Annotated in this window: 22 protein-coding genes and 3 tRNA genes; 21 read left to right on the forward strand and 4 right to left on the reverse strand. The window is 65.2% G+C overall.

Going from position 1 to position 22,176, the window contains the following annotated elements; all coding sequences use genetic code 11:
- Positions 1–168 precede the first annotated feature (168 nt).
- Positions 169–621 carry an N-acetyltransferase family protein gene (locus tag ACE3OV_RS16745; RefSeq protein ID WP_374328632.1) on the reverse strand — a complete coding sequence of 151 codons (453 nt, stop codon included), beginning with the start codon at positions 619–621 and terminating at the stop codon, positions 169–171.
- Between the two features lie 130 nt (positions 622–751).
- Between ACE3OV_RS16745 and ACE3OV_RS16750 the strand changes: the two genes are divergently transcribed.
- From ACE3OV_RS16750 to ACE3OV_RS16775, 6 genes are all read left to right on the forward strand, one after another.
- Positions 752–1,756, forward strand: coding sequence for an integron integrase (locus ACE3OV_RS16750; protein WP_374328633.1), 1,005 nt, complete (start codon positions 752–754; stop codon positions 1,754–1,756).
- A 49-nt stretch (positions 1,757–1,805) separates the two neighbouring features.
- The gene (locus ACE3OV_RS16755; protein WP_374328634.1) at positions 1,806–2,057 is read left to right on the forward strand and encodes a type II toxin-antitoxin system CcdA family antitoxin; all 252 of its coding nucleotides are present in this window, start codon (positions 1,806–1,808) and stop codon (positions 2,055–2,057) included.
- On the forward strand, positions 2,054–2,383 hold the full coding sequence (locus ACE3OV_RS16760) for a CcdB family protein (protein ID WP_374328635.1): 330 nt from the start codon (positions 2,054–2,056) through the stop codon (positions 2,381–2,383). Before ACE3OV_RS16755 ends, ACE3OV_RS16760 begins: the two co-directional genes overlap by 4 nt.
- 92 nt (positions 2,384–2,475) lie before the next feature.
- A complete protein-coding gene (locus tag ACE3OV_RS16765; protein ID WP_374328636.1) occupies positions 2,476–2,715 on the forward strand; it encodes an AbrB/MazE/SpoVT family DNA-binding domain-containing protein in 240 nt (79 codons plus the stop codon).
- A complete protein-coding gene (locus ACE3OV_RS16770) occupies positions 2,708–3,178 on the forward strand; it encodes a type II toxin-antitoxin system VapC family toxin (protein WP_374328637.1) in 471 nt (156 codons plus the stop codon). The genes ACE3OV_RS16765 and ACE3OV_RS16770 overlap by 8 nt, the downstream gene beginning before the upstream one ends.
- A 20-nt stretch (positions 3,179–3,198) precedes the next feature.
- Entirely contained in the window at positions 3,199–4,512 is a 1,314-nt protein-coding gene (locus tag ACE3OV_RS16775) for a replication-associated recombination protein A (RefSeq protein ID WP_374328638.1), read from the forward strand.
- 3 nt (positions 4,513–4,515) lie between these two features.
- On the opposite strand, the gene ACE3OV_RS16780 is transcribed toward ACE3OV_RS16775, so the two are convergent.
- Positions 4,516–5,481, reverse strand: a complete 966-nt coding sequence (locus tag ACE3OV_RS16780; RefSeq protein ID WP_374328639.1) for a M14 family zinc carboxypeptidase — start codon at positions 5,479–5,481, stop codon at positions 4,516–4,518.
- A gap of 148 nt (positions 5,482–5,629) precedes the next feature.
- Between ACE3OV_RS16780 and serS the strand changes: the two genes are divergently transcribed.
- The gene (serS, locus tag ACE3OV_RS16785; protein ID WP_374328640.1) at positions 5,630–6,916 is read left to right on the forward strand and encodes a serine--tRNA ligase; all 1,287 of its coding nucleotides are present in this window, start codon (positions 5,630–5,632) and stop codon (positions 6,914–6,916) included.
- A 16-nt stretch (positions 6,917–6,932) separates the two neighbouring features.
- On the opposite strand, the gene mltF is transcribed toward serS, so the two are convergent.
- On the reverse strand, positions 6,933–8,363 hold the full coding sequence (mltF, locus tag ACE3OV_RS16790; RefSeq protein WP_374328641.1) for a membrane-bound lytic murein transglycosylase MltF: 1,431 nt from the start codon (positions 8,361–8,363) through the stop codon (positions 6,933–6,935).
- Positions 8,364–8,390: 27 nt separating this feature from the next.
- On the opposite strand from mltF, the gene ACE3OV_RS16795 reads away from it, so the two are divergent.
- Positions 8,391–8,478, forward strand: a tRNA-Ser gene (locus tag ACE3OV_RS16795).
- Between the two features lie 339 nt (positions 8,479–8,817).
- Here ACE3OV_RS16795 and ACE3OV_RS16800 read toward each other — a convergent pair.
- A complete protein-coding gene (locus ACE3OV_RS16800; RefSeq protein WP_374328642.1) occupies positions 8,818–11,439 on the reverse strand; it encodes a PhnD/SsuA/transferrin family substrate-binding protein in 2,622 nt (873 codons plus the stop codon).
- Positions 11,440–11,546: 107 nt separating this feature from the next.
- On the opposite strand from ACE3OV_RS16800, the gene ACE3OV_RS16805 reads away from it, so the two are divergent.
- The 13 genes from ACE3OV_RS16805 to ACE3OV_RS16865 all read left to right on the forward strand — a co-directional run bounded on the left by ACE3OV_RS16805 (position 11,547) and on the right by ACE3OV_RS16865 (position 22,165).
- On the forward strand, positions 11,547–12,431 hold the full coding sequence (locus ACE3OV_RS16805) for a bile acid:sodium symporter family protein (RefSeq protein WP_374328644.1): 885 nt from the start codon (positions 11,547–11,549) through the stop codon (positions 12,429–12,431).
- Between the two features lie 83 nt (positions 12,432–12,514).
- Positions 12,515–12,590: transfer RNA gene (locus tag ACE3OV_RS16810), tRNA-Gly, on the forward strand.
- Between the two features lie 16 nt (positions 12,591–12,606).
- Positions 12,607–12,683 (forward strand) — tRNA-Val (locus ACE3OV_RS16815).
- Positions 12,684–12,811: 128 nt separating this feature from the next.
- A complete protein-coding gene (locus ACE3OV_RS16820; protein ID WP_374328645.1) occupies positions 12,812–14,155 on the forward strand; it encodes a dicarboxylate/amino acid:cation symporter in 1,344 nt (447 codons plus the stop codon).
- A gap of 166 nt (positions 14,156–14,321) precedes the next feature.
- Positions 14,322–15,980, forward strand: coding sequence for a SpoIIE family protein phosphatase (locus ACE3OV_RS16825; RefSeq protein ID WP_374328646.1), 1,659 nt, complete (start codon positions 14,322–14,324; stop codon positions 15,978–15,980).
- A gap of 8 nt (positions 15,981–15,988) precedes the next feature.
- The gene (locus ACE3OV_RS16830) at positions 15,989–16,321 is read left to right on the forward strand and encodes an STAS domain-containing protein (protein WP_374328647.1); all 333 of its coding nucleotides are present in this window, start codon (positions 15,989–15,991) and stop codon (positions 16,319–16,321) included.
- Complete coding sequence (locus ACE3OV_RS16835; RefSeq protein WP_374328648.1) at positions 16,311–17,114, forward strand: MlaE family ABC transporter permease; 804 nt, start codon at positions 16,311–16,313, stop codon at positions 17,112–17,114. The genes ACE3OV_RS16830 and ACE3OV_RS16835 overlap by 11 nt, the downstream gene beginning before the upstream one ends.
- A 3-nt stretch (positions 17,115–17,117) precedes the next feature.
- Entirely contained in the window at positions 17,118–17,936 is an 819-nt protein-coding gene (locus ACE3OV_RS16840; RefSeq protein WP_374328649.1) for an ABC transporter ATP-binding protein, read from the forward strand.
- The gene (locus ACE3OV_RS16845; protein ID WP_374328650.1) at positions 17,933–18,856 is read left to right on the forward strand and encodes an MlaD family protein; all 924 of its coding nucleotides are present in this window, start codon (positions 17,933–17,935) and stop codon (positions 18,854–18,856) included. The genes ACE3OV_RS16840 and ACE3OV_RS16845 overlap by 4 nt, the downstream gene beginning before the upstream one ends.
- Positions 18,853–19,395 carry an ABC-type transport auxiliary lipoprotein family protein gene (locus ACE3OV_RS16850; protein ID WP_374328651.1) on the forward strand — a complete coding sequence of 181 codons (543 nt, stop codon included), beginning with the start codon at positions 18,853–18,855 and terminating at the stop codon, positions 19,393–19,395. The genes ACE3OV_RS16845 and ACE3OV_RS16850 overlap by 4 nt, the downstream gene beginning before the upstream one ends.
- A gap of 34 nt (positions 19,396–19,429) precedes the next feature.
- Positions 19,430–20,407 (forward strand): ABC transporter permease, encoded by a 978-nt coding sequence (locus ACE3OV_RS16855; RefSeq protein WP_374328652.1) that lies wholly within the window; start codon positions 19,430–19,432, stop codon positions 20,405–20,407.
- Complete coding sequence (locus ACE3OV_RS16860) at positions 20,407–21,783, forward strand: ABC transporter permease (protein WP_374328714.1); 1,377 nt, start codon at positions 20,407–20,409, stop codon at positions 21,781–21,783. The genes ACE3OV_RS16855 and ACE3OV_RS16860 overlap by 1 nt, the downstream gene beginning before the upstream one ends.
- Positions 21,784–21,811: 28 nt before the next feature.
- Positions 21,812–22,165, forward strand: coding sequence for a hypothetical protein (locus ACE3OV_RS16865; RefSeq protein ID WP_374328653.1), 354 nt, complete (start codon positions 21,812–21,814; stop codon positions 22,163–22,165).
- Positions 22,166–22,176: the final 11 nt, after the last annotated feature.

A 22,176-nucleotide genomic window follows, 5' to 3' on the forward strand; every position in this document is an offset into this window, starting at 1 on the left:
CGGACCTTCAGCCCGGTTTCCGGGCTGACCACAAAAAGCTGTTTCCAGAGAAACCGAGCCGGGCTTGTTCAACAACCGGTTCAGATCGCGGCTCGCTTCGCGATCACGATCTAACCTTAATCGTTAGGCCGCCATTAGCTAGCGCATTGTGGGTTGCCGTGCTCATGTTTAAGCCAAATGGCGGTTGTATGCGAAAAATATATCGTCACGTACCCAGCCGAGGGCCTCGTAAAGAGACTGGGCAGTATTGTTTGTCCGTGCAGTGGTTAGGTCCATGCGTGTTTTACCCTCTTTCGCTGCCTTCGCTTCGGCAGCAAGCAGGAGCATGCGACCAACACCAGACCTTCGAGCGGATGGCAATACGAATAGGTCGTAGAGTGCGTAAATAGGTTGTGCTTCGACAGAACAAAAAGTTGGATAGAGCTGACAAAAACCAACCAAGCCAGACGAGGCTGAATCGGCGACGAGAATCACAGACTCCCCATTTGACAAACGATCAGTGATGAACCGTTGAGCCAACGATAAGTTTGGTCGCTGTTTATAAAACTGGCGATAAAGATCGAATAGTTCCGCGATTGCGGGGATGTCTGTATTGCGAGCTTCTCTAGTGGCGATATTCATGGTGAATTTTTGTTGTGGCTTAACGTTAAGTGTGGAACCTAATTGACGGGAAACTATCCGTCATGTAGGCTGTATAAAAAAACAGTATCATGTTGTTTCAGTGACTTGGCAGATTTTAGGGGGGCGTTGTATGAACACCTCGAATCCTTCGTTGCAGAAGCCTCTTGGCACTACGGCCCCCAGGTTGCTTGACCGCGTGCGCGAGAAAATTCGCTTGAAGCACTACAGTTTGCGCACCGAAGAGGCTTATACCGACTGGATTAAACGATTTATTCTGCATCATGGCAAGCGCCATCCTGATGGGATGGGCGCTGTTGAGGTGGCGGCGTTTCTGACGCATCTTGCGGTGGCGGGAAAGGTGGCGGCGTCGACGCAGAATCAGGCCAAAAGCGCCTTGCTGTTCCTATATCGCGAAGTTCTTGAAATCGATCTTCCGTGGCTGGATAACGTCGAGCGCGCCAAGGCGCCGAAACGTTTGCCCGTGGTGCTGACCAGGGATGAGGTGCATGCCGTCCTGAGTCGTTTGATCGGAACGCATCGTTTGATCGGTGGCTTGTTGTACGGCACGGGCATGCGCATCATGGAGTGCTTGCGTCTCCGGGTGAAGGACATCGAGTTTTCGCGTCGGGAAATCCTCATTCGTGATGGCAAGGGCTTCAAGGATCGGGTCACCATGCTTCCTGCCTCCTCCATTGAACCGCTTCAGGCGCATTTGCTGCGGGTTCGCGAACTGCATGAGCGCGATCTGGCTGATGCTGTGGCGCCGGTTTTCCTGCCTTATGCCCTGTCGCGGAAGTATCCGGGGGCCGGGCGTGAGTGGGGGTGGCAGTATGTGTTTCCGGCCGCCGGGTTGTCGGAAGATCCGCGCACTGGCGAGGTTCGGCGCCATCATCTCCTTGACCAGGCATTCCAGCGTGCGATGAAGCAGGCCGTCCGCGAGGCTGGTCTTGCCAAGCCGGCGACGCCGCATACCTTGCGCCATTCCTTTGCCACCCACTTGCTGGAGTCGGGCTACGACATCCGTACCGTGCAGGAACTGCTGGGCCACTCGGATGTGTCGACGACGATGATCTATACGCATGTGCTCAACCGGGGCGGGCGGGGCGTGGTGTCGCCACTGGATGCGGTGCGCTGAGTGGATTTATTTGTTTGCTGCGCATACCATGCGCAGAGGAGATTGCCTGATGAAACCGCTGCCCCAAACCTCGCCGGCCAAGCGCCCGGTCAATTTGTTGCTCAATGAGGGCAACGTCGAGCGGGCGCGGCAGTACACCGCCAATCTGTCGGCCACGGTCGATGCCTTGCTGGCCGAGTTCGTCGAGCGCGAGCGACTGCGCCGCGATGAGCAGCGCCAGCATTATGCGGCGGTGGCCGAGGCGTGGAACCGCCTGGAGGCGCTGAACGGTTCGTTTGCCGACGAGCATTCGACGCTATGAGCCAGTTCGACGTGCATCGCAACGCCGGGCGGCACGCGGCGCTGATTCCCTTTGTCGTGGTCGTGCAGTCGGCGGTCTTCGACGAGCGTCGACGCCGGGTCGTGGTGCCGCTGGTGGCCAGCGATGTGGCGCAGCAGCAGGTGAGTTTGCCGGCGTCGCGAGTGACGCCGGAGTTTTTCGTCGAGGGGCGCAAGGTGATCCTGAATCCACTGGAGATCGTTTCCGTGCCGCTCGATGTGCTGGGGCCTTGTGTCGCTTCGCTGGCTGGCGAGGGCGAGGCCATCGTCGCCGCGCTGGATGAAGTGTTTTCGTGCGCCTGGGGTTGATCGCTTGAGAGAAGGTGGCGGGACGACGTTGGCTTTACAGCGGCTGGGTTCGGTAATACTCTTTGGTAAGAGTAAGAATTTTGGAGTAACTGATGAGGATCACGAGCAAAGGTCAGGTGACAATCCCGCAGGACATTCGCGAGAAGGCAGGCTTGTTGCCGCATGGCGAGGTCGAGTTTGAATTGCGTGACAACGGTGAAGTGGTTATCCGCCCGGTGCCGGCAGCTGTCGGTGGGGTGCGCGCGGCATTTGCGCGTGTGCGCGGTTCGGCCAATGCGGCGCAGTTCAAGGGCATGAGCACCGATGAGTTCATGAATTTCCTGCGTGGTTGAGGGTATGGGCGATCTGGCGGTCAACGAGGCGGTGGCGGGATATTCGCTGCGCGCGCCGGCAACGCTGGTCGATAGCTGCGTGCTGATCGACGTACTGGCCGACGATGCGCAATGGGCCGGGTGGTCGCTCGACCAGTTGGAACACCAGGCAGCCGTTGGCCCGCTGGTGATCAACCCGCTGATCCTGGCCGAACTGGCGGCGCGTTATGAACGTGCGGCCGATCTGGAAGCGGCATTGGCCGGTTTGCCCTTGCTGCGCGAACCTCTGCCGTGGGATGCGGCTTTTCTCGCCGGCCAGGCTTTTCGTGTCTATCGGCTGGCGGCCGGTGTGAAGACGTCGCCGATGCCGGACTTCTATATCGGCGCGCATGCGCTGGTGCGCGGCATGTGCTTGCTGACGCGCGACGTGCGTCGCTACCGCAGTTATTTCCCCAAACTGGATATCGTCGGGCCGGTGGCCTGAACGTTACGAGGGCTATCCGCTTGAGCGATTTGTTTTCCACCAACGAAGTCGACCGTTCCGCGCCACTCGCCGAACAGTTGCGCCCGCAGACGCCGGATGAGGTGATCGGTCAGCAGCATCTGCTCGGGCCGGGCAAGCCGCTGCGCCTGGCGTTTGCGTCCGGCCTGCCGCATTCGATGATCCTGTGGGGTCCGCCCGGGGTCGGCAAGACGACGTTGGCGCGGATGATGGCGACGCAGTTCCAGTGCGAGTTCATCGCGTTGTCGGCGGTGTTTTCCGGGATCAAGGAAGTGCGCGAGGCGGTGGCGCAGGCCGAGCTGTGGAAGGCGCAGGGCAAGCGGACCATCCTCTTCGTCGATGAGATCCACCGTTTCAACAAGTCGCAGCAGGACGGCTTTTTGCCGTTTGTCGAAAGCGGGCTGTTCACTTTCATCGGCGCCACCACCGAAAACCCGTCCTTCGAGGTCAATTCGGCGCTGTTGTCGCGGGCTTCGGTGTATGTGCTGAAGTCGCTCGACGAAGCCGAGATGGGGCAATTGTTCGACCGCGCCCAGGCGCGGGCGCTGGCCGACCTGGGTTTTGACGAGGAAGCGAAGACGCGCCTGATCGGCCTGGCCGATGGCGATGCGCGGCGCCTGCTCAACCTGCTCGAACAGGTGCGCACGGCAGCGCGGGCGGCGGGTGTTGCGGCGGTCGACGGCGCTTTCATCGAAGCGACCATGGCGCAGAACCTGCGTCGTTTCGACAAGGGCGGCGACGCCTTTTACGACCAGATTTCGGCGCTGCACAAGTCGGTGCGCGGCTCCAGCCCGGACGGCGCGCTCTACTGGTTCTGCCGCATGCTCGACGGCGGCGCCGACCCGCGCTATCTCGCCCGGCGCATCATCCGCATGGCCTGGGAAGACATCGGCCTGGCCGATCCGCGCGCCATGCAGATTGCCAACGACGCGGCCGAAACCTACGAGCGCCTCGGTTCGCCGGAAGGCGAACTGGCGCTGGCGCAGGCGGTGACTTACCTGGCGGTGGCGGCCAAGTCGAACGCCGGCTACAACGCCTACAACGCGGCGCGTGCCTTCGTTGCCAAGGATGGTTCAAGGCCGGTGCCGCTGCATCTCAGGAACGCGCCGACCAGGCTGATGAAGGAACTCGGCTACGGCAAGGCCTACCGCTACGCGCACGACGAGCCGGAAGCCTACGCCGCCGGCGAGAGCTACCTGCCGGACGGCATGCCGGAACCCGGCTGGTACGCGCCGACGCCGCGCGGGCTGGAAGGCAAGATCGGCGAAAAGCTTGCCCACCTGCGCGACCTGGATCGCAAGGCGGGCAAGAAGTAGGGTTCAGTCGATCTTCTTGTGATCGATGTTGCCCTTGAATACGGGCTCGCCGTATTTTTCCGGGCGCTTGGCGCTTTCCTTGGCGCTGCCGTTGCCGGCCTTGATGTTGTGGTCCATCCATTTCAGCATGTCCACCCACATCGCCCGCTGATCGCGCGGCGACGGCATCATCGTCGCGTTCGGCAGTTCGATGGTGACCACCGGCACGTTCTTGTGCAGGCCGCCGTAATTGCCCATCGAACCGGGATAGACGCCGAGGCGGTTGAGCGCCAGGCGGCCGAAGCGCAGCGGCTGCGGCGCCGGGCCGTCGTAGTCGAGCAGGTTGTACGGGGCGTGGATGCTGATGATGACGTCCGGCTTGTAGTCGGCGATCTGCTTTTCCAGCCAGCGCGTCTCGATTTCCGAGCCGCCGGATTCGCCGGGAAAGCGCCGCGGGTCGCGGCCGGTGCGTTCGATCCAGTATTTCTTGGCGTCGCTGTCCCAGTCCGGGGTCGGGAAGTTGCGGTTGAGATCGACGCCCTTGCTGTTGACGCGGGTCGATGGGCGGATCAGCAGGCCGTCCGGGTTGGACGCCGGGATCATCCGCCAGTGGTATTTCTTGCCGGCGTCCTCGCCGACCCATTCGAGCCAGCGGAAAACGATGGAAACGGCGGTCAGTTCGTCGCCGTGGATGCCGCCGACGACCAGTACGCGCGGCGCCTTGTCCGGGTGCTTGCTGACTGCCATGATGTCGCGCCAGACCAGGGGACGGCCGCCAGCGGTGCGTTCGCTATCGGCGACAAAGGCTTGTTTGCGGCAGTGTTCGGCGTCGACGCTATGCAGGCGGGCGCCGAGATCGTCGCACCAGGCATCGGTGACGCTGGCGCTGGTCGGGGCGGGCTTGGCAGGGGGGGTAGAGGCGGAAGCGGAGGCGATGCAGACGGCGGCAAGACTGACGGAAAGCAGGGTTGGGGTGAAATGACGGATCATGCGTTTTGAATATTTATCGGGGAGACGTAATGATAACCGGGTCAGGCGGATTCGGGGCGTTGACGTGTCGCGTATAATCGCCGGCTGATCTGGCGCTGGCGGAGTCCCCGGGAATCCGCTGCCACCCGGCCCCATCCAGGAAAATATCATGCTCGACATCCAACAACTCCGTTCCAACCTCGACGCCGTCGCCGCTGGCCTGGCCAAGCGCGGCAAACCCATCGACTTCACTGCCTTCTCGGCGCTGGAAGCCGAGCGCAAGACGCTGCAGACGCGCACCCAGGACCTGCAGGCGCAACGCAACAGCCTGTCCAAGCAGATCGGCATGTTGAAGGGACAGGGCAAGGATGCCTCCGAGGTGATGGCCCAGGTCGGCGCCCTGGGCGACGAGCTGAAGGCGTCCGAAGCGCGCCTGACCGAACTGCTCGGCGAGTTCAACGCGATCCTCGCTGCGCTGCCCAACATCCCCGACGAATCGGTGCCGGTCGGCGCCGACGAAACCGCCAACGTCGAGATCAAGCGCTGGGGCACGCCGCGCGTCTTCGATTTTCCGGTCAAGGACCACACCGATGTTGGCGAGGCCATTGGCCAGCTCGATTTCGCCACCGCCGCCAAGATTTCCGGCGCCCGCTTCTCGCTGCTGAAAGGCGGGCTGGCCCGCCTGCACCGCGCGCTCGCCCAGTTCATGCTCGACACGCACACCGCCGAGCACGGCTACACCGAACTGTACGCGCCCTACCTGGTGAACGCCGCCAGCCTGTACGGCACCGGCCAGTTGCCCAAGTTCGAGGAAGACCTGTTCAAGGTGCTGCGCGGCGAACAGGACCCGCTCTACCTGATTCCGACGGCTGAAGTGCCGGTGACCAACATCGTCCGCGACGAAATCCTTGCCGCCGAGGCGCTGCCGCTCAAGTTTGTCTGCCACACGCCGTGCTTCCGTTCCGAAGCTGGGTCAGGCGGGCGCGACGTGCGCGGCATGATCCGCCAGCACCAGTTCGACAAGGTCGAATTGGTCCAGATCGTCCATCCGGAAAAGTCGGCTGAAGCGCACGAGGAACTGACCCGTCACGCCGAAACCATCCTCGAAAAGCTGGAACTGCCTTACCGCCGCATGGTGCTGTGTTCGGGCGACATGGGCTTCTCCGCCGCCAAGACCTACGACCTCGAAGTCTGGCTGCCGGCGCAGGATACCTACCGCGAAATTTCCTCCTGCTCCAACTTCGGCGCCTTCCAGGGCCGCCGCATGCAGGCGCGCTTCCGCAACGACAAGAACAAGCCGGAAATCTGCCACACCCTGAACGGCTCCGGCCTCGCCGTCGGCCGCACCCTGGTCGCCATCCTTGAGAATAACCAGAACGCCGATGGCAGCGTCACCATCCCGGCCGTGCTGCGTCCCTACATGGGCGGTCTCGAAAGCCTGACCCCGGCGCGCTGACTATCTCGGCGCCGGTTCAGCGTCTGAGCTTGATTCCCGGCGCTTCGCCGCTGCTGCCGCTGATGCCGATCTTGCCTTCCATCGGCGGGATGGCGGTGGTCAGCGGCGGCGCGTTGCGGACCAGGATGTCGTAATAGCTGCGGATGTTCTCGACCATGATCACCGCTTCGCCGCCGCGCGCCCGGCCGGAGATCAGGCGTTTGTAATATTGCGGCTTGGCCAGCAGCGGCAGGATACGCTTCATGTCGTACCAGGCGCCGGGATCGGCGTTCAACTGCTTGCCGATGGTCCGTGCCGCGTTGAGATGGCCAGGGCCGATGTTGTAGCCGGCGATCGCCAGCCAGGTGCGGTCCGGTTCCGGCATGTCGTGCGGCAGGCCGTTGCGGATCAGGTTCAGGTAGCGGGCGCCGGCCAGGATGCTTTCGCGCGGGTCGAGGCGGTTGCTGACGCCGAGCCGGTCGGCGGTTTCCTCGGTCAGCATCATCAGGCCGCGGACATTGGTGTAGCTGGTGGCAAACGGGTCCCAGTGCGATTCCTGCCAGGCCAGCGCGGCTATCAGTCGCCAGTCGATGCCGGTCTGCCGTTCGGCGTCGTGGAAGTGTTTGCTCAGCTTGGGCAGCGTGGTCTTGATGTGGGCGAGGAATTTCTCGATGTCGTCCTGCTGCAGCCGGCGGACATGACCGAAATAGCGCTCCTCTAGGCGAGCCAGGGTGCCGTCGCTACGGATTTTTTCGATGAAAGCTTCGATCCGTACTTTCAATTCGGGATCGGGCACCGGCCCTAGCCACCAGGCGATGGCGGCGTCGCCGCTCAGCGGCAGGGTGGCGCGCAGGCTGGGGACATACTGGTTGGCGACGTCGGCAAATTCGCTGTCCATCGCCACGTAGCTGATTTTTTGTTCGCCAAGTGCTTCGAGCAGGTCGATGACGTCGCCGTGACCGACTTCAACCAGTTGCAGGCCGGGAATCTTCCCCATCAGTTGCCGGATCGTTGCCGCCTGGCGGGTTCCGGCCAGTGCATGGACGGTTTTCCCGGAGAGTTGCTCGAGCGAGGTCAGGGGTAGCGAGGCTTCGTGCTGGGCGAGGATGTCGTGGGTTCTGAACAGGGGCGGGCCGGTCTGCATCTCGGGATTGATCCCCGGCGACAGCCAGGCGGCAGCGATGTGATAGGAGCCGTTGCGCAGCTGGCGGCTGATTTCGCCCGGCGCCAGCACGTGGAATTTCACCGGAACGCCGAGTTCCTCGGCGAAAGCCTTGACCAAATCGTATTCGAGACCGCTGATGCTGCCCGATTCGTCGACCTGGTAGGTCAGCGGTCCCGGACGGGTCAGCACCACGAGATTCTGCTTGCCTGGTGTCGGGTAGGGCAGCGGTACCGGCCAGCCCCGATCGCAGGCGGCGAGCGTCAGGATGGCGAGAAATGCGACAAGATTGTTAATCCGCGCCATAACTTGTGTTATTATGCCGGCCGCTGCGGAGAGGTGGCAGAGTGGTCGATTGTACCTGACTCGAAATCAGGCGTACTGCAAGGTACCGAGGGTTCGAATCCCTCCCTCTCCGCCAGCAAACGATTGACGATGGAATCAGTAATCGCAATGCCGGCCCTTTTCAGGCTGGCTTTTTTTTCGTCCCGATTTCGGCTGGCTGGCACGGATTCCCCTCCTGGCTGAGTTATTGCGCGGATGTTACCGCATTGCCGCCAGCGCACCAGCAACGGATTGCCGGCGCCGCCTGCCGCGAACACCCCCTAATGCTCGGGTCCGGGCCAGATCCAGCCAAGCAGGTAGAGCAGCATCAGGGCGCTGCCGATGAAAACCAGGGGAAGGATAATGAGGGTGTTCAACATCCCTCAATTATCTGTATTTCATGATTCCCGGTGAATTGTACGATGGTCGTACCGGCTCAATGCGCCGGCCGGGTCTGGCGCAGCCATTTGAGCAGGGTGTCGAACAGCCGTTCCGGCGCCACCGGTTTGCCGAGATGGTCGTTCATGCCGGCGTCCAGGCAGCGCTGACGATCTTCGGCGAAGGCGTTGGCGGTCATGGCGATGATCGGCGTGGCGCGGTTGTGCGATTCGGCGCGGATGGCGCGTGTCGCTTCGATGCCGTTCAGCGTCGGCATCTGCATGTCCATCAGGATCAGCGCATAGGTTTCGCGCTGCGCCAGTGCCAGCGCTTCGGCACCGTCTTCCGCGGTGTCGACGCAGAGGCCGCAATCCTCGAGCAGGCCGAGCGCCACTTCGCGATTGATCGGCTCGTCTTCGACGAGCAGGATGCGGCTGGCCAGGAACTCGCGGATGATCTGCTGCTCGGCTGGACAGGCAGGGGTGTCGGTCACCTGGGCGTTGTCGTCGTGGCGCAGGCAGGCGGTGAACCAGAAGGTGCTGCCCTGGCCGGCGACGCTGTCGACGCCGATTTCGCCGCCCATCAGGTGCACCAGGCGCTTGCTGATGGCCAGGCCGAGACCGCTGCCGCCGTACTTTCGGGTCATCGAGTTGTCGGCCTGCTCGAAGGCGGTGAATAGCCGTCGCTGCGTTTCCGGGCTGATGCCGATACCGCTGTCCGCGACTTCGCAGCGCAGGCTGACCTTGCCGTCGACAACCTTGCCGGTCTGGCAGCGCACGGTGACCTGACCATGGTCGGTGAATTTGATCGCGTTGCCGGTCAGGTTGAGCAGGACCTGACCCAGGCGCAGCGGATCGCCGATCAGCGACAGCGCCTTGCTGGCGGCGTCGACCTCGACGCGTAAGGTCAGTCCTTTTTCGGCGGCGCGTTGGGCGGTCAGGCTGTGCAGGTTCTCGAGCACGCTGCCGAGCCGGAAATCGGTTTCCTCGAGCTTCATCCGCTCGGCTTCGATCCGGGAGATGTCGAGGATGTCGTTGATGACGTGCAGCAGGTGTTTCGACGCGCCTTCAATCTTGCCCAGTTGCTCGCGCAACTGGCGGTCGCCGCTCTGGCGCAGGATGACGCTGGTCATGCCCATGATCGCGTTCATCGGCGTGCGTAGTTCGTGGCTCATGTTGGCGAGGAAGGTGCTCTTGGCGCGGCTCGCCTGTTCGGCGTTTTCCTTGGCCTGGATGAGGGCGGCGGTGCGTTCCTCGACCAGGGCTTCGAGGTGGTCACGGTGGCGGTGCAGTTCCGCCTGCGTGCGCTTGCGTTGGCTGATGTCGCGGAAGGCGCTGACCGAACCGCCGGTGGCCTGGCCGATCGGGTCGCGGATTGGCCGGGCGGCGATCTCGATGTCGAGCAGGCTGCCGTTGCGATGGCGGAACTGCACTTCGCCATGGAAGGCGTGGCCGTTACGTACTGCCTCGAACAGTGGGCACTGCGCCAGCGGCAGCGGATTGCTGCCGTGGTCGTGGAAAAGGTCGTGACCGATGGCGCCGATCACGTCCTTGGTCGAATAGCCGAGGAGTTCGGTGAACGCCGGGTTGACCATCGTCACCCGGCCGCCGCGGTCGAGCACGTAGATGCCGTCGGCAATGGTGTCGGTGATCGCGCGCAGGCGTTCGGCCTCGCGCGCCTGGCGCCGCCGCATGTGCCAGAGGCGTGCGGTCAGCGTCGAAATGGTCAGCAGGCCGAGAACGCCGATCAGAATCTGCCAGCGGTAGCGCTGCCAGACGTCGCGCATGCGGAAATCGGCCTCCTCGTACGGCGGCAGGCGCAGGGCGCGGGTCAGCTGGTCGATGTTCTGGTAATCGCCGGGGATGGTGAAGCCGTGAATGCCCATCGCCTGTGCCACCGCCATGTCCGGCGTGATCAGGAGCAGCGCCCGGTTGATGCGCTTGACGGTGTCTTCCGGCACCTTGGGTAGCGCGGCGAGCGCCCACTCGGGATAGAGCCGGGTCGAAGTGGCAAAGGGGAAACCGGCGAACTGCTGGCGGTTGATGACGCGCAGCGTGCCGGGCTGGAGTTTTCCCTCGTGGGTCAGACTTTCCAGGATGCCGGTACGGACGAAGCCGACGTCGGCTTCGCCGGCCAGTACGGCGCGGATCACCCGGTCGTGACTGCCGACCTCGATCACTTCCGCGTCATCGGGCAACTCGACGCCGGCCAGGTGCAGTTCGTAAGCCTGCGTCTGGTAACCGCCAAGGAACATGGCGCCGGCGCCGGGCGTTGCCAGCCGGGCGCCACGGACGTCCTGCAGGCTGCGGATGTTGCTGTCGGCCCGGGTGACGATGACGCCGCCGAGCTGGGCGGTGGCCTGGTCGCTCTCCAGTGTCTGCAGGGTGGCCATGGCGCCGGAGAGGCGGTTGCTGTGGCGCAACTGGATGTAGTGGGCCGGATTGGTGAACACCAGGTCGATGCGCCCGGCGGCGATTGCCGCGTTCATTTCGGCGTGGTCCAGGTATTCGACGCGGACGACATGGCCGGCGGTGGCGCCGCTCAGATAGATGCCGAGCATGTCGAATTTCTCGGCCATCACGGTCTTTGGGCGGTAGGCGAAGATGCCCAGCGTCAGGGTCTCTGCCGCCAGCCCGCACAGGGGCAGGGCGGCAAGGAACAGCGCCAGCCAGAATTTCATCGTTCTCCCGTTTCGCCGTGGTGGCTTGGTCTGTCGTAAGGCTTTCATGTTGTGGGGGTATTGTAAGCCTGTTGGCCTGGCCGGGGTCTCCGTATAATCGCCCGACCATGATCGACACCCTGTTCCTGCCGCTGGCGCTCGCCTTCATCATGTTTTCGCTTGGCCTGGCGCTGCGCGCGGACGATTTTCGTGGCGTCTTCGTCCATTGGCGGGCGCTGCTCATCGGCCTCGCCGGCCAGATCCTGATGCTGCCGCTGCTGGCCGGCGCGCTGGGCGTCGGCCTCGGCCTGTCGCCGACCATGCTGCTCGGCCTGATGCTGATCGCCGCCAGCCCCGGCGGCGTCAGTTCCGCCTTCCTGACCCACCTGGCGCGCGGCAACACCGCGCTGTCGCTGGTCGTTTCGGCATGTAGCAGCCTGCTCGCGGTGTTCAGCCTGCCGCTGGTGATCAAGCTGCTGCTCGACTGGCAGACGGCGGCCGTGGATGCCGCGCCGTTCACGCCGGGCGACATGCCGCTCGGCAAGCTGTTCGGCGGCGTCCTCGTCGTCACCACGCTGCCCATCGTCGTCGGCATGCTGCTGCGCCTGCGCTTCAAGCTCATCGGCGAGCGCGGCGAACGCATCGTCGGCCGCCTGGCGACCGGCTTTTTCGTCGCCATCGTCGTCGTCACCTTCGTTTCGCACCGCAGCACCATCATCGATGGTTTTCCGGAAGTCGGCAGCGCCACCGTCCTGCTCAACCTGCTGACCATGCTCGGCGGCGCGCTGCTCGCCTGGGCCGGCGGCCTGCGGCGCCGGGAGACGATCGCCATCAGCCTGGAATGCGGCCTGCAGAACGCCGGTCTCGGCATCTTCGTCGCGCTCGCCGTCTTCCAGCGCCCGGAGCTGGCGGTGCCGAGCGTCGTCTATGCGCTGACGATGAACCTCGGTGCTTTCGTCTTTCTTGGCATCGTCCGCGCCCAGCGCCACCGCGCCGGCCTCGGCGCGGCTTGATGCCAAACCCGGAAAGCCTGTCGCTGTCAAGGTCTTGGCGTTTTCCGGAAAATCGGTAGAATGCGCGCCTCGCACACGGAAACGCGGCAGTAGCTCAGTTGGTAGAGCGATACCTTGCCAAGGTATAGGTCGAGAGTTCGAGACTCTTCTGCCGCTCCACAGCCTTTCCGTTATGGCGTCCTTAGCTCAGTTGGTTAGAGCGCCACGTTGACATCGTGGAGGTCGATGGTTCGAATCCGTCAGGACGCACCACTTTCCCGTCAGACTTGTGGTTAACCACAATACGGAAAGCCACAATTCCCCGGTCAATGCCCTGCATGGATACTTCCGCCCCTTGCGCCGGAAGGGGTTCCGGCCTTTTTACATCCAGGGGGAATGCAGTGAAGAAGATTTTCCAGAGCCTCTACGTCCAGGTACTGATCGCCATCACGATCGGTGTCCTGCTCGGGCACTTCTATCCGGAAACCGGCGCGGCGATGAAGCCGCTGGGCGACGGATTCATCAAGCTGATCAAGATGATCATCGCGCCGATCATCTTCTGCACCATCGTCGTCGGCATCGCCGGCATGGAAGACATGAAGAAGGTCGGCAAGACCGGCGGCCTGGCCGTGCTCTATTTCGAGGTGGTCAGCTCGATCGCCCTCGTCATCGGCCTCATCGTCGTCAATGTCTGGGCGCCCGGCGTCGGCATGAACGTCGATCCGGCCTCGCTCGACACCTCGGCCATCGACAAGTACGCGGCGCCCGGCCAGATGCAGACGACCACGCAATTCCTGCTGAACATCATCCCGACCAGCGTCGTCGATGCCTTCGCCAAGGGCGACATGCTGCAGGTGCTGTTCTTCTCGGTCCTCTTCGGCTACGCGCTGCATGCCTTCGGCGAGCGCGGCAAGCCGGTATTCGATTTCATCGAGCGCCTTTCGCACGTCTTCTTCCGCATCGTCGGCGTCATCATGAAGGTCGCCCCGGTCGGCGCTTTCGGCGCCATGGCCTACACCATCGGCAAGCATGGCGTCGGCAGCCTGGCCCAACTGGCCAGCCTGATGGGCGCCTTCTACCTGACCTGCGTGCTGTTCGTCTTCGGCGTCCTCGGCACCATCGCCATGGGTCACGGCTTCTCGGTCTGGAAACTGATCAAGTACATCAAGGAGGAGCTGTTCCTGGTCCTCGGCACCTCGTCGTCGGAATCGGCGCTGCCGCGCCTGATGGCGAAGATGGAAAACGCCGGCGCCCAGAAGTCGGTGGTCGGCCTGGTCGTCCCCACCGGCTACTCGTTCAACCTTGACGGCACCTCGATCTACCTGACGATGGCGGCGGTCTTCATCGCCCAGGCGACCAACACGCCGCTCGACCTGCAGCATCAGATCACCCTGCTGCTGATCCTGCTGCTCACCTCGAAGGGCGCTGCCGGCGTCACCGGCAGCGGCTTCATCGTGCTCGCGGCGACGCTGTCCGCCGTCGGCACCGTGCCGGTCGCCGGCCTGGCGCTGATTCTCGGCATCGACCGCTTCATGTCGGAAGCCCGCGCGCTGACCAATTTCGTCGGCAACAGCGTCGCCACGCTGGTTGTCGCCAAGTGGTGCGGTGCCCTCGACCAGGAGCGCCTGCGCGCCGTCCTCAACAACGAGACGGTCGACGAGGCCGACCATCCCGAACTGGTCCTCGACGACGCGCCGGCGCCGGACATCGCGCACACGCCGCAGCCAGCCACCGCCCACCACTGAGCGGCCAAGGATCTCCTCCAGCCACTGTGCTGCTTGCGCCCCGTCCCTGCCGACGGGGCTTTTTTTCGCCTGCCACCGCGCCCAGCCGGCTTGAGCCGGGCGGCGCTTGGGTTTACATTGGCGCTGACCGCCCTCGCGGTCATTCCGCTGACCTCCGAGCGCCGCCGTGACTTCCAGCAACCATTCCCTGACGCCCGACGCCGCCGGCGACATCCAGTGGCTGGCCAGCCTCAGCCAGGATTTCGCCGCCTCGCTGTCGATGCCCGAGACGCTCGACAACGCCATCGCCCGCATCATGAGCTACCTCGAGGTCGAAGCGGCGTCGATCTTCCTGCTCGACCCCGGCGAGGCAACGCTGACCTGCCTGGCCTGCGCCGGCGCCGTCGACATCCGCGGTCTGACCGTCGCCAACGGCCAGGGCATCGTCGGCCGCGCGGTGAGCAGCGGCCAGCCGCAACTGGTGCGCGACGTCGCCGCCGACGGAGATTTTTCCGGGGCGATCGACGCGCTGACCGGCTTTCGCACCCGTTCCATCCTGTGCGCGCCGCTGCAGGTCAAGGGGCGCAAGCTGGGGGCGCTGGAAGTGATCAACAAGCGCGCCGCCGACGCCAATTTCGACGCCGACGATTGCCAGTTGCTGCAGGCGCTGGCCGGCGTCGTCTCGCTCGCCATCCACAATGCGCGGATGGCCGAGGCGCTGGTCGAACAGGAGCGGATGCGGCGCGACCTCGACCTCGCCCGGGAAATCCAGCGCGGCCTGCTGCCGCAGTCGCCGCCCGGGTTTCCGGTGTGCGCGATCAACCTGCCGGCGCTCGAGGTTTCCGGCGATTTCTACGATTTCTTCCCGCTGCCCGACGGCCGCATCGTCTGGGGCCTGGGCGACGTTTCGGGCAAGGGCATGAACGCCGCGCTGCTCATGGCCAAGACGATCAGCCTGTTCCGCTGCCTGGGCAAGCGCGAGCCCGACATCGGCCGCCTGCTCGCCGACCTCAACGACGAGATTGCCGAAACCGCGCTGTTCGGCATGTTCGTCACCATGGTGCTGGGCACCTACGAGCCGGCGAGCGGTGCGGTGCGCCTGGTCAATGCCGGCCATCAGCCGCCGCTCCTGCGCCGGCGCGACGGCAGCTACGCCGAGTTCGCCGCCGCCGGGCCGCCGCTCGGCGTGCTGCCCGGCATGAGCTACGAGGCGGTGACGCTGCAACTCGATGGCGGCCGCCTGTTCGTGTTTACCGACGGCGTCACCGAAGGTCTGCGCGAGGATGGCAGCATGCTCGGCCTCAGCGGCCTGCAGGCGATCTTCGACGCCCACGCCGGTGCCGCCGCTGCCGACCAGCTGGCGGCAGTGGCTGACACGTTGCAGGCCGGCGGGCGCCGCCTGCGCGACGACCTGACCTTGCTGGCGATCGCCCCGCCGCCCTTGCTCGACCGCGAGTTCCCGGCCGAATCGGGCGTCCTCGCCGAAGTTCGGGCGACGCTGGAGGCGGCGTTGAACGGCGTCGGCCTTGCCGCTGAAGCGGTTGGCGAGCTGGTGCTGGCGGTCAACGAAGCCTGCATGAATATCATCCAGCACGGCTACGCTTATGCCGAAGGTCAGGTTTTCCGCTTGCGCCTGTGGCGCGATGCCGGCATGCTCCAGGTGCACCTGCTCGACCACGGCCGCCCGGCCAGGCTGGACGACCTCTGTCCGCGGGCGCTGGACGAGCTGCGCCCGGGGGGGCTGGGGGTGCATTTCATGCGCCAGTTGAGCGACGGCATCGCCTACCTGCCGCCGCCGCCGGGCTACGATAATCTGTTGCAGATCAGCAAACGACTCAAGGCATGAGGGACAGGGTGGAAATCAGTACGCGCAAGGCGGGGGAATACGACTGGCTGGGTTTGTCCGGCGATGTGGACATGCACGCCGCGCCGCAGGTGCGCAAGGCGCTGCTCGACGCGCTGCAGGGGAAGAACGGCCTTTTGGTCGATCTGGCCGCTGTCAGTTACATGGACAGTTCGGGCGTCGCCTGCCTGGTCGAGGCTTTCCAGACGGCGCGCCGCCAGGGCAGCCGTTTCGCGCTGCTGGCGGTGGCGCCGCCGGTCCTCGCGGTGCTGCGCCTGGCTCGGCTGGACAAGGTATTCACGCTCTACGCCACGGAAGACGAGGCGCTGGCTGGTGGCCGCTGAGTTCCTGAGCCAGCGCGTAGCGGCGCTCGGCCGCCGGACGACGGCGGCGCTGGCCGAATTCGGCTATATCGCGGCGCTCCTCGTCGAGGCCTGCTACTGGTTGCTGCTCGGCCACTGGCGGCGGCAGCCGGTGCGCCTGCCGGCGGTTTTCCGTGAGGCTGTCGGGGTCGGCGTCGCGGCGATTCCGGTGGTCGGCCTGGCCGCCTTCGCCACCGGCATGATGCTGGCGATTCAGGGCGTCTACACGCTGCGCACCTTCGGCGCCGAAGAGCAGGTGGTGATCGGCGTCGCCCTCTCGGTGGCGCGCGAGTTCGGGCCACTGATCACCGGCATCTTCGTCGCCGGCCGCTCCGGTTCGGCGATCGCGGCGCGCATCGGCACCATGCAGATTTCGCAGGAGATCGACGCCCTGCGCGTGATCGGCATCAACCCGGTGCGCTACCTGGTGGCGCCGATCCTCGCCGCGATGCTGCTGACGCTGCCGGCGCTGACCGTGCTCGCCGACCTGCTGGCGCTGCTCGGCGCCGCGCTCTACTGCGCCGGCGACCTCAACCTGCCGGTCGGCATCTTCTTCGAACGGACTTTCACCATCCTGCGCGTCGCCGATGTCCTCGACGGCCTGACCAAGAGCCTGCTGTTCGCCGTCGTCGTCACCCTGATCGGCGCCAGCAACGGCTTTGCGGTCAGCGCCGGCGCCGAGGGCGTCGGCCGGGCGACGACGCGCTCGGTGGTGCTGTGCTGCATCGCCATCATCCTGGTGGACATGGTGTTCACCTTCTTCACCAGCCGCTGAACGATGGCCGCCACCGAATCCGCCTTCGAATACGCGATCGAGGTCGAGCACCTGGTCACCCACTACGGCGCGCGCAAGATTCTCGACGACATCAATTTCAGCGTCCGCCAGGGCGAGATCATGGTCATCATGGGCGGCAGCGGTTCAGGCAAGAGCACGCTGCTGCGTCACCTGCTCGGCCTGCACCGGCCGACCTCGGGCAGCATCCGCCTGCTCGGCCACGACATCACCAAGCTGACCGCCGACCAGATGTACGACCTGCGCAAGAACATGGGTGTCGCCTTCCAGGGCGGCGCGCTGTTCAATTCGATGACGGTCGGCGAGAACGTCGAACTGCCGCTGCGCGAGCACACCCGGCTCGACGACAACACGATCCGCATCATGAGCCGGATGAAGCTCGAGGTGGTCAACCTCGCCGGCTTCGAGGACCTGATGCCGGCCGAGCTGTCCGGCGGCATGATCAAGCGCGCTGCACTGGCCCGGGCGATCGTCATGGACCCCCGGCTGCTCTTTTTCGACGAGCCGTCGGCCGGCCTCGACCCGGTGGTCTCGGCGGAACTCGACGAACTGATTCTGACCCTGCGCGACGCGATGAACATGACCATCGTCGTCGTCACCCACGAACTGGAAAGCGCCTTCAAGATCGCCGACCGCATCACCGTCCTCGACCAGGGGCGCATCCTGATGTCGGACGCGGCGGCGGCGGTGCGCGCTTCCGACCATCCGCGCATCCGCGCGCTGCTCGACCGCACGCCGCGCAGCGACGCGGTCGACGCCGACGCCTACCTGGAACGACTGACCCGGGAGATTTTCCGAGCATGAAACGCGACAACGTCAATTACCTGCTGGTCGGCAGCTTCGTGCTGCTGATGGGCATCGTCCTGCTCTACGCGCTGTACCGGATCACCGGCCAGGCGGCGAACGGCGAACCTTTCGTCACCCATTTCGCCAACGTTGCCGGGATCAAGGCCGGCTCGCCGGTGACGCTCGACGGCTACGCCATCGGCAACGTGGCGAGCATCGAGCCGGTGCGCCGCGACGGCCGCAACGCCTACCGGGTGACGCTGCAGTTGCGCGAAGCGGTGGGCATCCCGGCCGACAGCCGGGCGCGCATCACGGCGCCGGGCATGCTGGCGGCGCCGCTGGTCGACATCCGCAGCGGTGCCAGCCAGGAGATGCTGGCCGCTGGCGCCGAATTGCCGGGCGAAGCCGGCGGCAGCCTCAGCGATTCGGTCACCGGGTTGGCCGGCGATCTGCGCACGCTGGCCAACGACGGTATCCGGCCGCTGGTCGAGCAGATTGCCGGCCGCGTCGACCGCGTCGGCGGCAGCCTCGAGGAAAACCTGCCGGCGACGCTGCGCGAGCTGCGCTCGGCGATGACCCGTCTGAACGCCACCGCTGGCCGCGTCGACCAGATGTTTTCGGCGGAAAACCGCCAGCACATGGAAGGCATGCTGAAGAACGGCCACGACGCCTCGTTGCGCATCGCCCAGCTATCGCAGGAAATCCTCGGCGCCAGCCGCGAACTCGAAGGCCTGCTCAAGGATTCGCGGGTCATCGTCGCCGGCAGCGGGCAGGACCTGCAGCAGTCGCTGCGCCACGCCGACGCGCTGCTCCACCAGCTGGAAGCCGCCGGCCGCAACCTCAACGAATTCAGCCGCACCATCCGCAACAACCCGGCGGCGCTGATCCAGAGCCGGCCGCCGGTCGATGCCGCCACCGCCCAGGGAGAAAAGCCGTGATCCGCCTGCTGTCCATCCTCGTCCTCGTCGCCGGCCTCGCCGCCTGCGGCGGCAACGTCGCGCCGGCGCCGCAGGAGCAGTTCTACCGCCTGCAGGCGACGCCGCTGGCCGACGTCGGTGCCGCCGCCGGCCTGGCGCTCGGCCGTTTCAGTGCCGACAGCATCTACGCCGAGCGGCCGCTGGTCTATGGCGATCCGGGCGATCCGCATACCGCCCGCCAGTACCACTATCACCTGTGGCTCTATCCGCCGGCGCAACTGGTGCGTGACCACCTGGTGCGGACGCTGGACGCCAGTCAGGCTGATTTCGCCGAACGGCGGATCGAGGGCCGCGTGCTGCGCTTCGACCGCGTCGGCCGGCAGGCCGTGGTCGAACTCGAACTGCGCGTGATGCAAGGGCGCGAGGCGATCTTCGACCGCCGTTATGCTGCCGAGGAAACGGCCAGCGGCGACGGCCTGCGCGCCCACGTCGAAGCCAGCGAGCGGGCGCTGGCGACGATCTACGGCCGCTTCCTCGCCGATCTGCGCGCCCGCCGCTGAGCAGCGGCGGCGACTTCTGCGATAATCCGCTGCCATGCTCGCCTTCCTCCTCCGCCGCCTGCTCTACGCGATCCCGATCCTGATCGGGGTGAACCTGATCACCTTCGCGCTTTTCTTCGTCGTCAACACGCCCGACGACATGGCGCGCATGCAGCTCGGCATCAAGCGCGTGACGCCGGAAGCGATCGCTCAGTGGAAGGCCGAGCGCGGCTACGACAAGCCGCTCTTCATCAACGGCGCGGCGCCCGGGCTGGCGACGCTGACCGAGACCATCTTCTTCGAGAAGTCGGCCCGTCTCTTCGTCGGCGATTTCGGCCGCGCCGAGGACGGTCGCGACATCGCCCGCGAGATCGGCATGCGGATGGGGCCGTCGCTGGCCATCGCGCTGCCCACCTTCGTCCTCGGCCTGCTGGTGACGATCAGCCTGGCGCTGACCCTGGCCTTCTTCCGCGCCACCGCCTTCGACGTCTGGGGCGTCGTGCTGTGCGTCGCCGCGATGTCGATTTCCGGGCTGTTCTACATCATCGGCGGCCAGTACCTGTTCGCCAAGGTCTTCCGCCTGGTGCCGATTTCCGGCTACGGCGACGGGCTCGACGCCTGGCGCTTTCTGGTCCTGCCGGTGGTCATCGGCGTCGTCGCCGGCATCGGCGCCTCGGCCCGCTGGTACCGGACGATCTTCCTTGAGGAAGTATCGAAGGACTATGTGCGCACCGCGCGCGCCAAGGGGCTGGGCGAAACCGTCGTCTTCTTCCGCCACATCCTGAGGAACGCGCTGATCCCGATCCTGACCGGCGTCGTCGTCGTCATCCCGACGCTGTTCATGGGCTCGCTGCTCACCGAATCCTTCTTCGGCATCCCCGGTCTCGGCAGCTACACGATCGACGCCATCCAGGCGCAGGATTTCGCGGTGGTGCGCTCGATGGTCTTCATTGGCTCGGTGCTCTACATCGTCGGTCTGATCCTGACCGACATTTCCTACACCCTGGTCGATCCACGGATTCGTCTCTCATGATGGGCTTCCAGATCGTCGTCCTCTGGTCCGACCTGCTGGTCTGGCTGCTGCTGGTTACCGGCGTCGCCGTCGGTGTGTTGATCGCCCGTACGCCGGCGCTGCTCGCTGCCTGGCGGCGAGTCGGGCGCAGCCGCGCCGGTATGGCGTCGGCCACCGTGCTGCTGCTCTTCCTGCTCGTCGGCCTGCTCGATTCGCTGCATTACCGGCCGGCGCTGGCCGGCAAGCCGGGCGACAAGGCGCAGTATTCGATCGAGGTGCTGTCGGCGCTCGACGCGCTGGCCGGCCCATTGCGCACGGAAAACGAGAAGACCTATTCGGCGCCGCTGGCGACCCGGCTCTACGCCAAGGAAACGGTCGAGCGGCCTGGTGTCGGGACGCTGCGCGAGTTCCCGCGCCTCAAGTTCGGCGGTGCCCATCTCGGCGAGCGCGAGGCCGAGGCGGCGGTCGACATCGCTTTTCGCGCCTTTCGTGGCGCGGCGATCGGCTTCCTGGTCTGGCTGGCGGTGGCTGGCGCCAGCGCGGCGGCGGTTGGCGGCTGGCAGAAAATCCGCCGCCGCGAAACCGTCTTCGCCTGGGACGCCGTGCTGCTGACCCTGCTCGTCCTCTGTCTGACGCTCGGCCCGCTGTTCGCGCTGGCCGGCCACTACCACGTCTTCGGCACCGACAAAGTCGGCCAGGACGTGCTCTACCAGATTCTCAAGAGCGTGCGCACGGCGCTCATCATCGGCCTGGTGACGACGCTGGTGATGCTGCCGATGGCGGTGCTGCTCGGCATCGTCGCCGGCTATTTCCGCGGCTGGATCGACGACCTGATCCAGTATGTGTACACCGTGCTCAACTCGATCCCCGGCGTGCTGCTGATCGCCGCCGCCGTGCTGATGATGCAGGTGGTGATCGACACCCACCCGCAGTGGTTTGCCACCGCCGCCGAGCGCGCCGACCTGCGCCTGCTGGCGCTCTGCTTCATCCTCGGCATCACCTCGTGGACCGGGCTGTGCCGGTTGCTGCGCGGCGAGACGCTGAAACTCAGGGAGCTTGAATACATCCAGGCGGCGCAGGCCTTCGGCGTCTCCAGCGGGCGCATCATCGGCCGCCACATCCTGCCCAACGTCATGCACATCGTCATCATCGCGCTGGTCATGGATTTCTCCGGGCTGGTGCTGGCCGAGGCGGTGCTGTCTTACGTCGGCATCGGCGTCGATCCGACGATGACCAGCTTCGGCACGATGATCAACAACGCGCGCATGGAACTCGGCCGCGAGCCGGTCGTCTGGTGGTCGCTGATCGCCGCCTTCGTCGCCATGTTCATCCTGGTGCTCGCCGCCAACCTGTTCGCCGACGCGGTGCGCGACGCTTTCGATCCGCGTGCCGCATGATCCGCCATTCAACGCCGAGCCCGAGCCGATGTCCGAACTGATCCATCTCGCCGATTACAAGCGCCAGGGGCCGGAAGCGGTCCAGGCCTTGCTCGCCAGCGAACTGGCGCCAGGCGTCACGGTACATGCCGCGGCCTGGGTGTTCGCCATGCCGGAAGCCGAATTCGCGGCCGGCGATGCCGATCCGGAGCGCATGGCCGAACTGCTGCACGCGGCCGGGTTGGCCTTCTTCAGTGGCAACGACGATCAGCCGCCTAATCTCGTCCTGCGCGACGCCGACCGCTGCCGCCGCCATTTCCGCCAACTGGCCTGCCGCGAGGCGGCGCTGACTGCGCTCGGCACCGGCATCCTGATCCGGCGCGATCCGGCCCGTTGCGTTTGAACTCACCGTCA

Source organism: Azonexus sp., assembly GCF_041909095.1.
GTDB lineage: Bacteria > Pseudomonadota > Gammaproteobacteria > Burkholderiales > Rhodocyclaceae > Azonexus.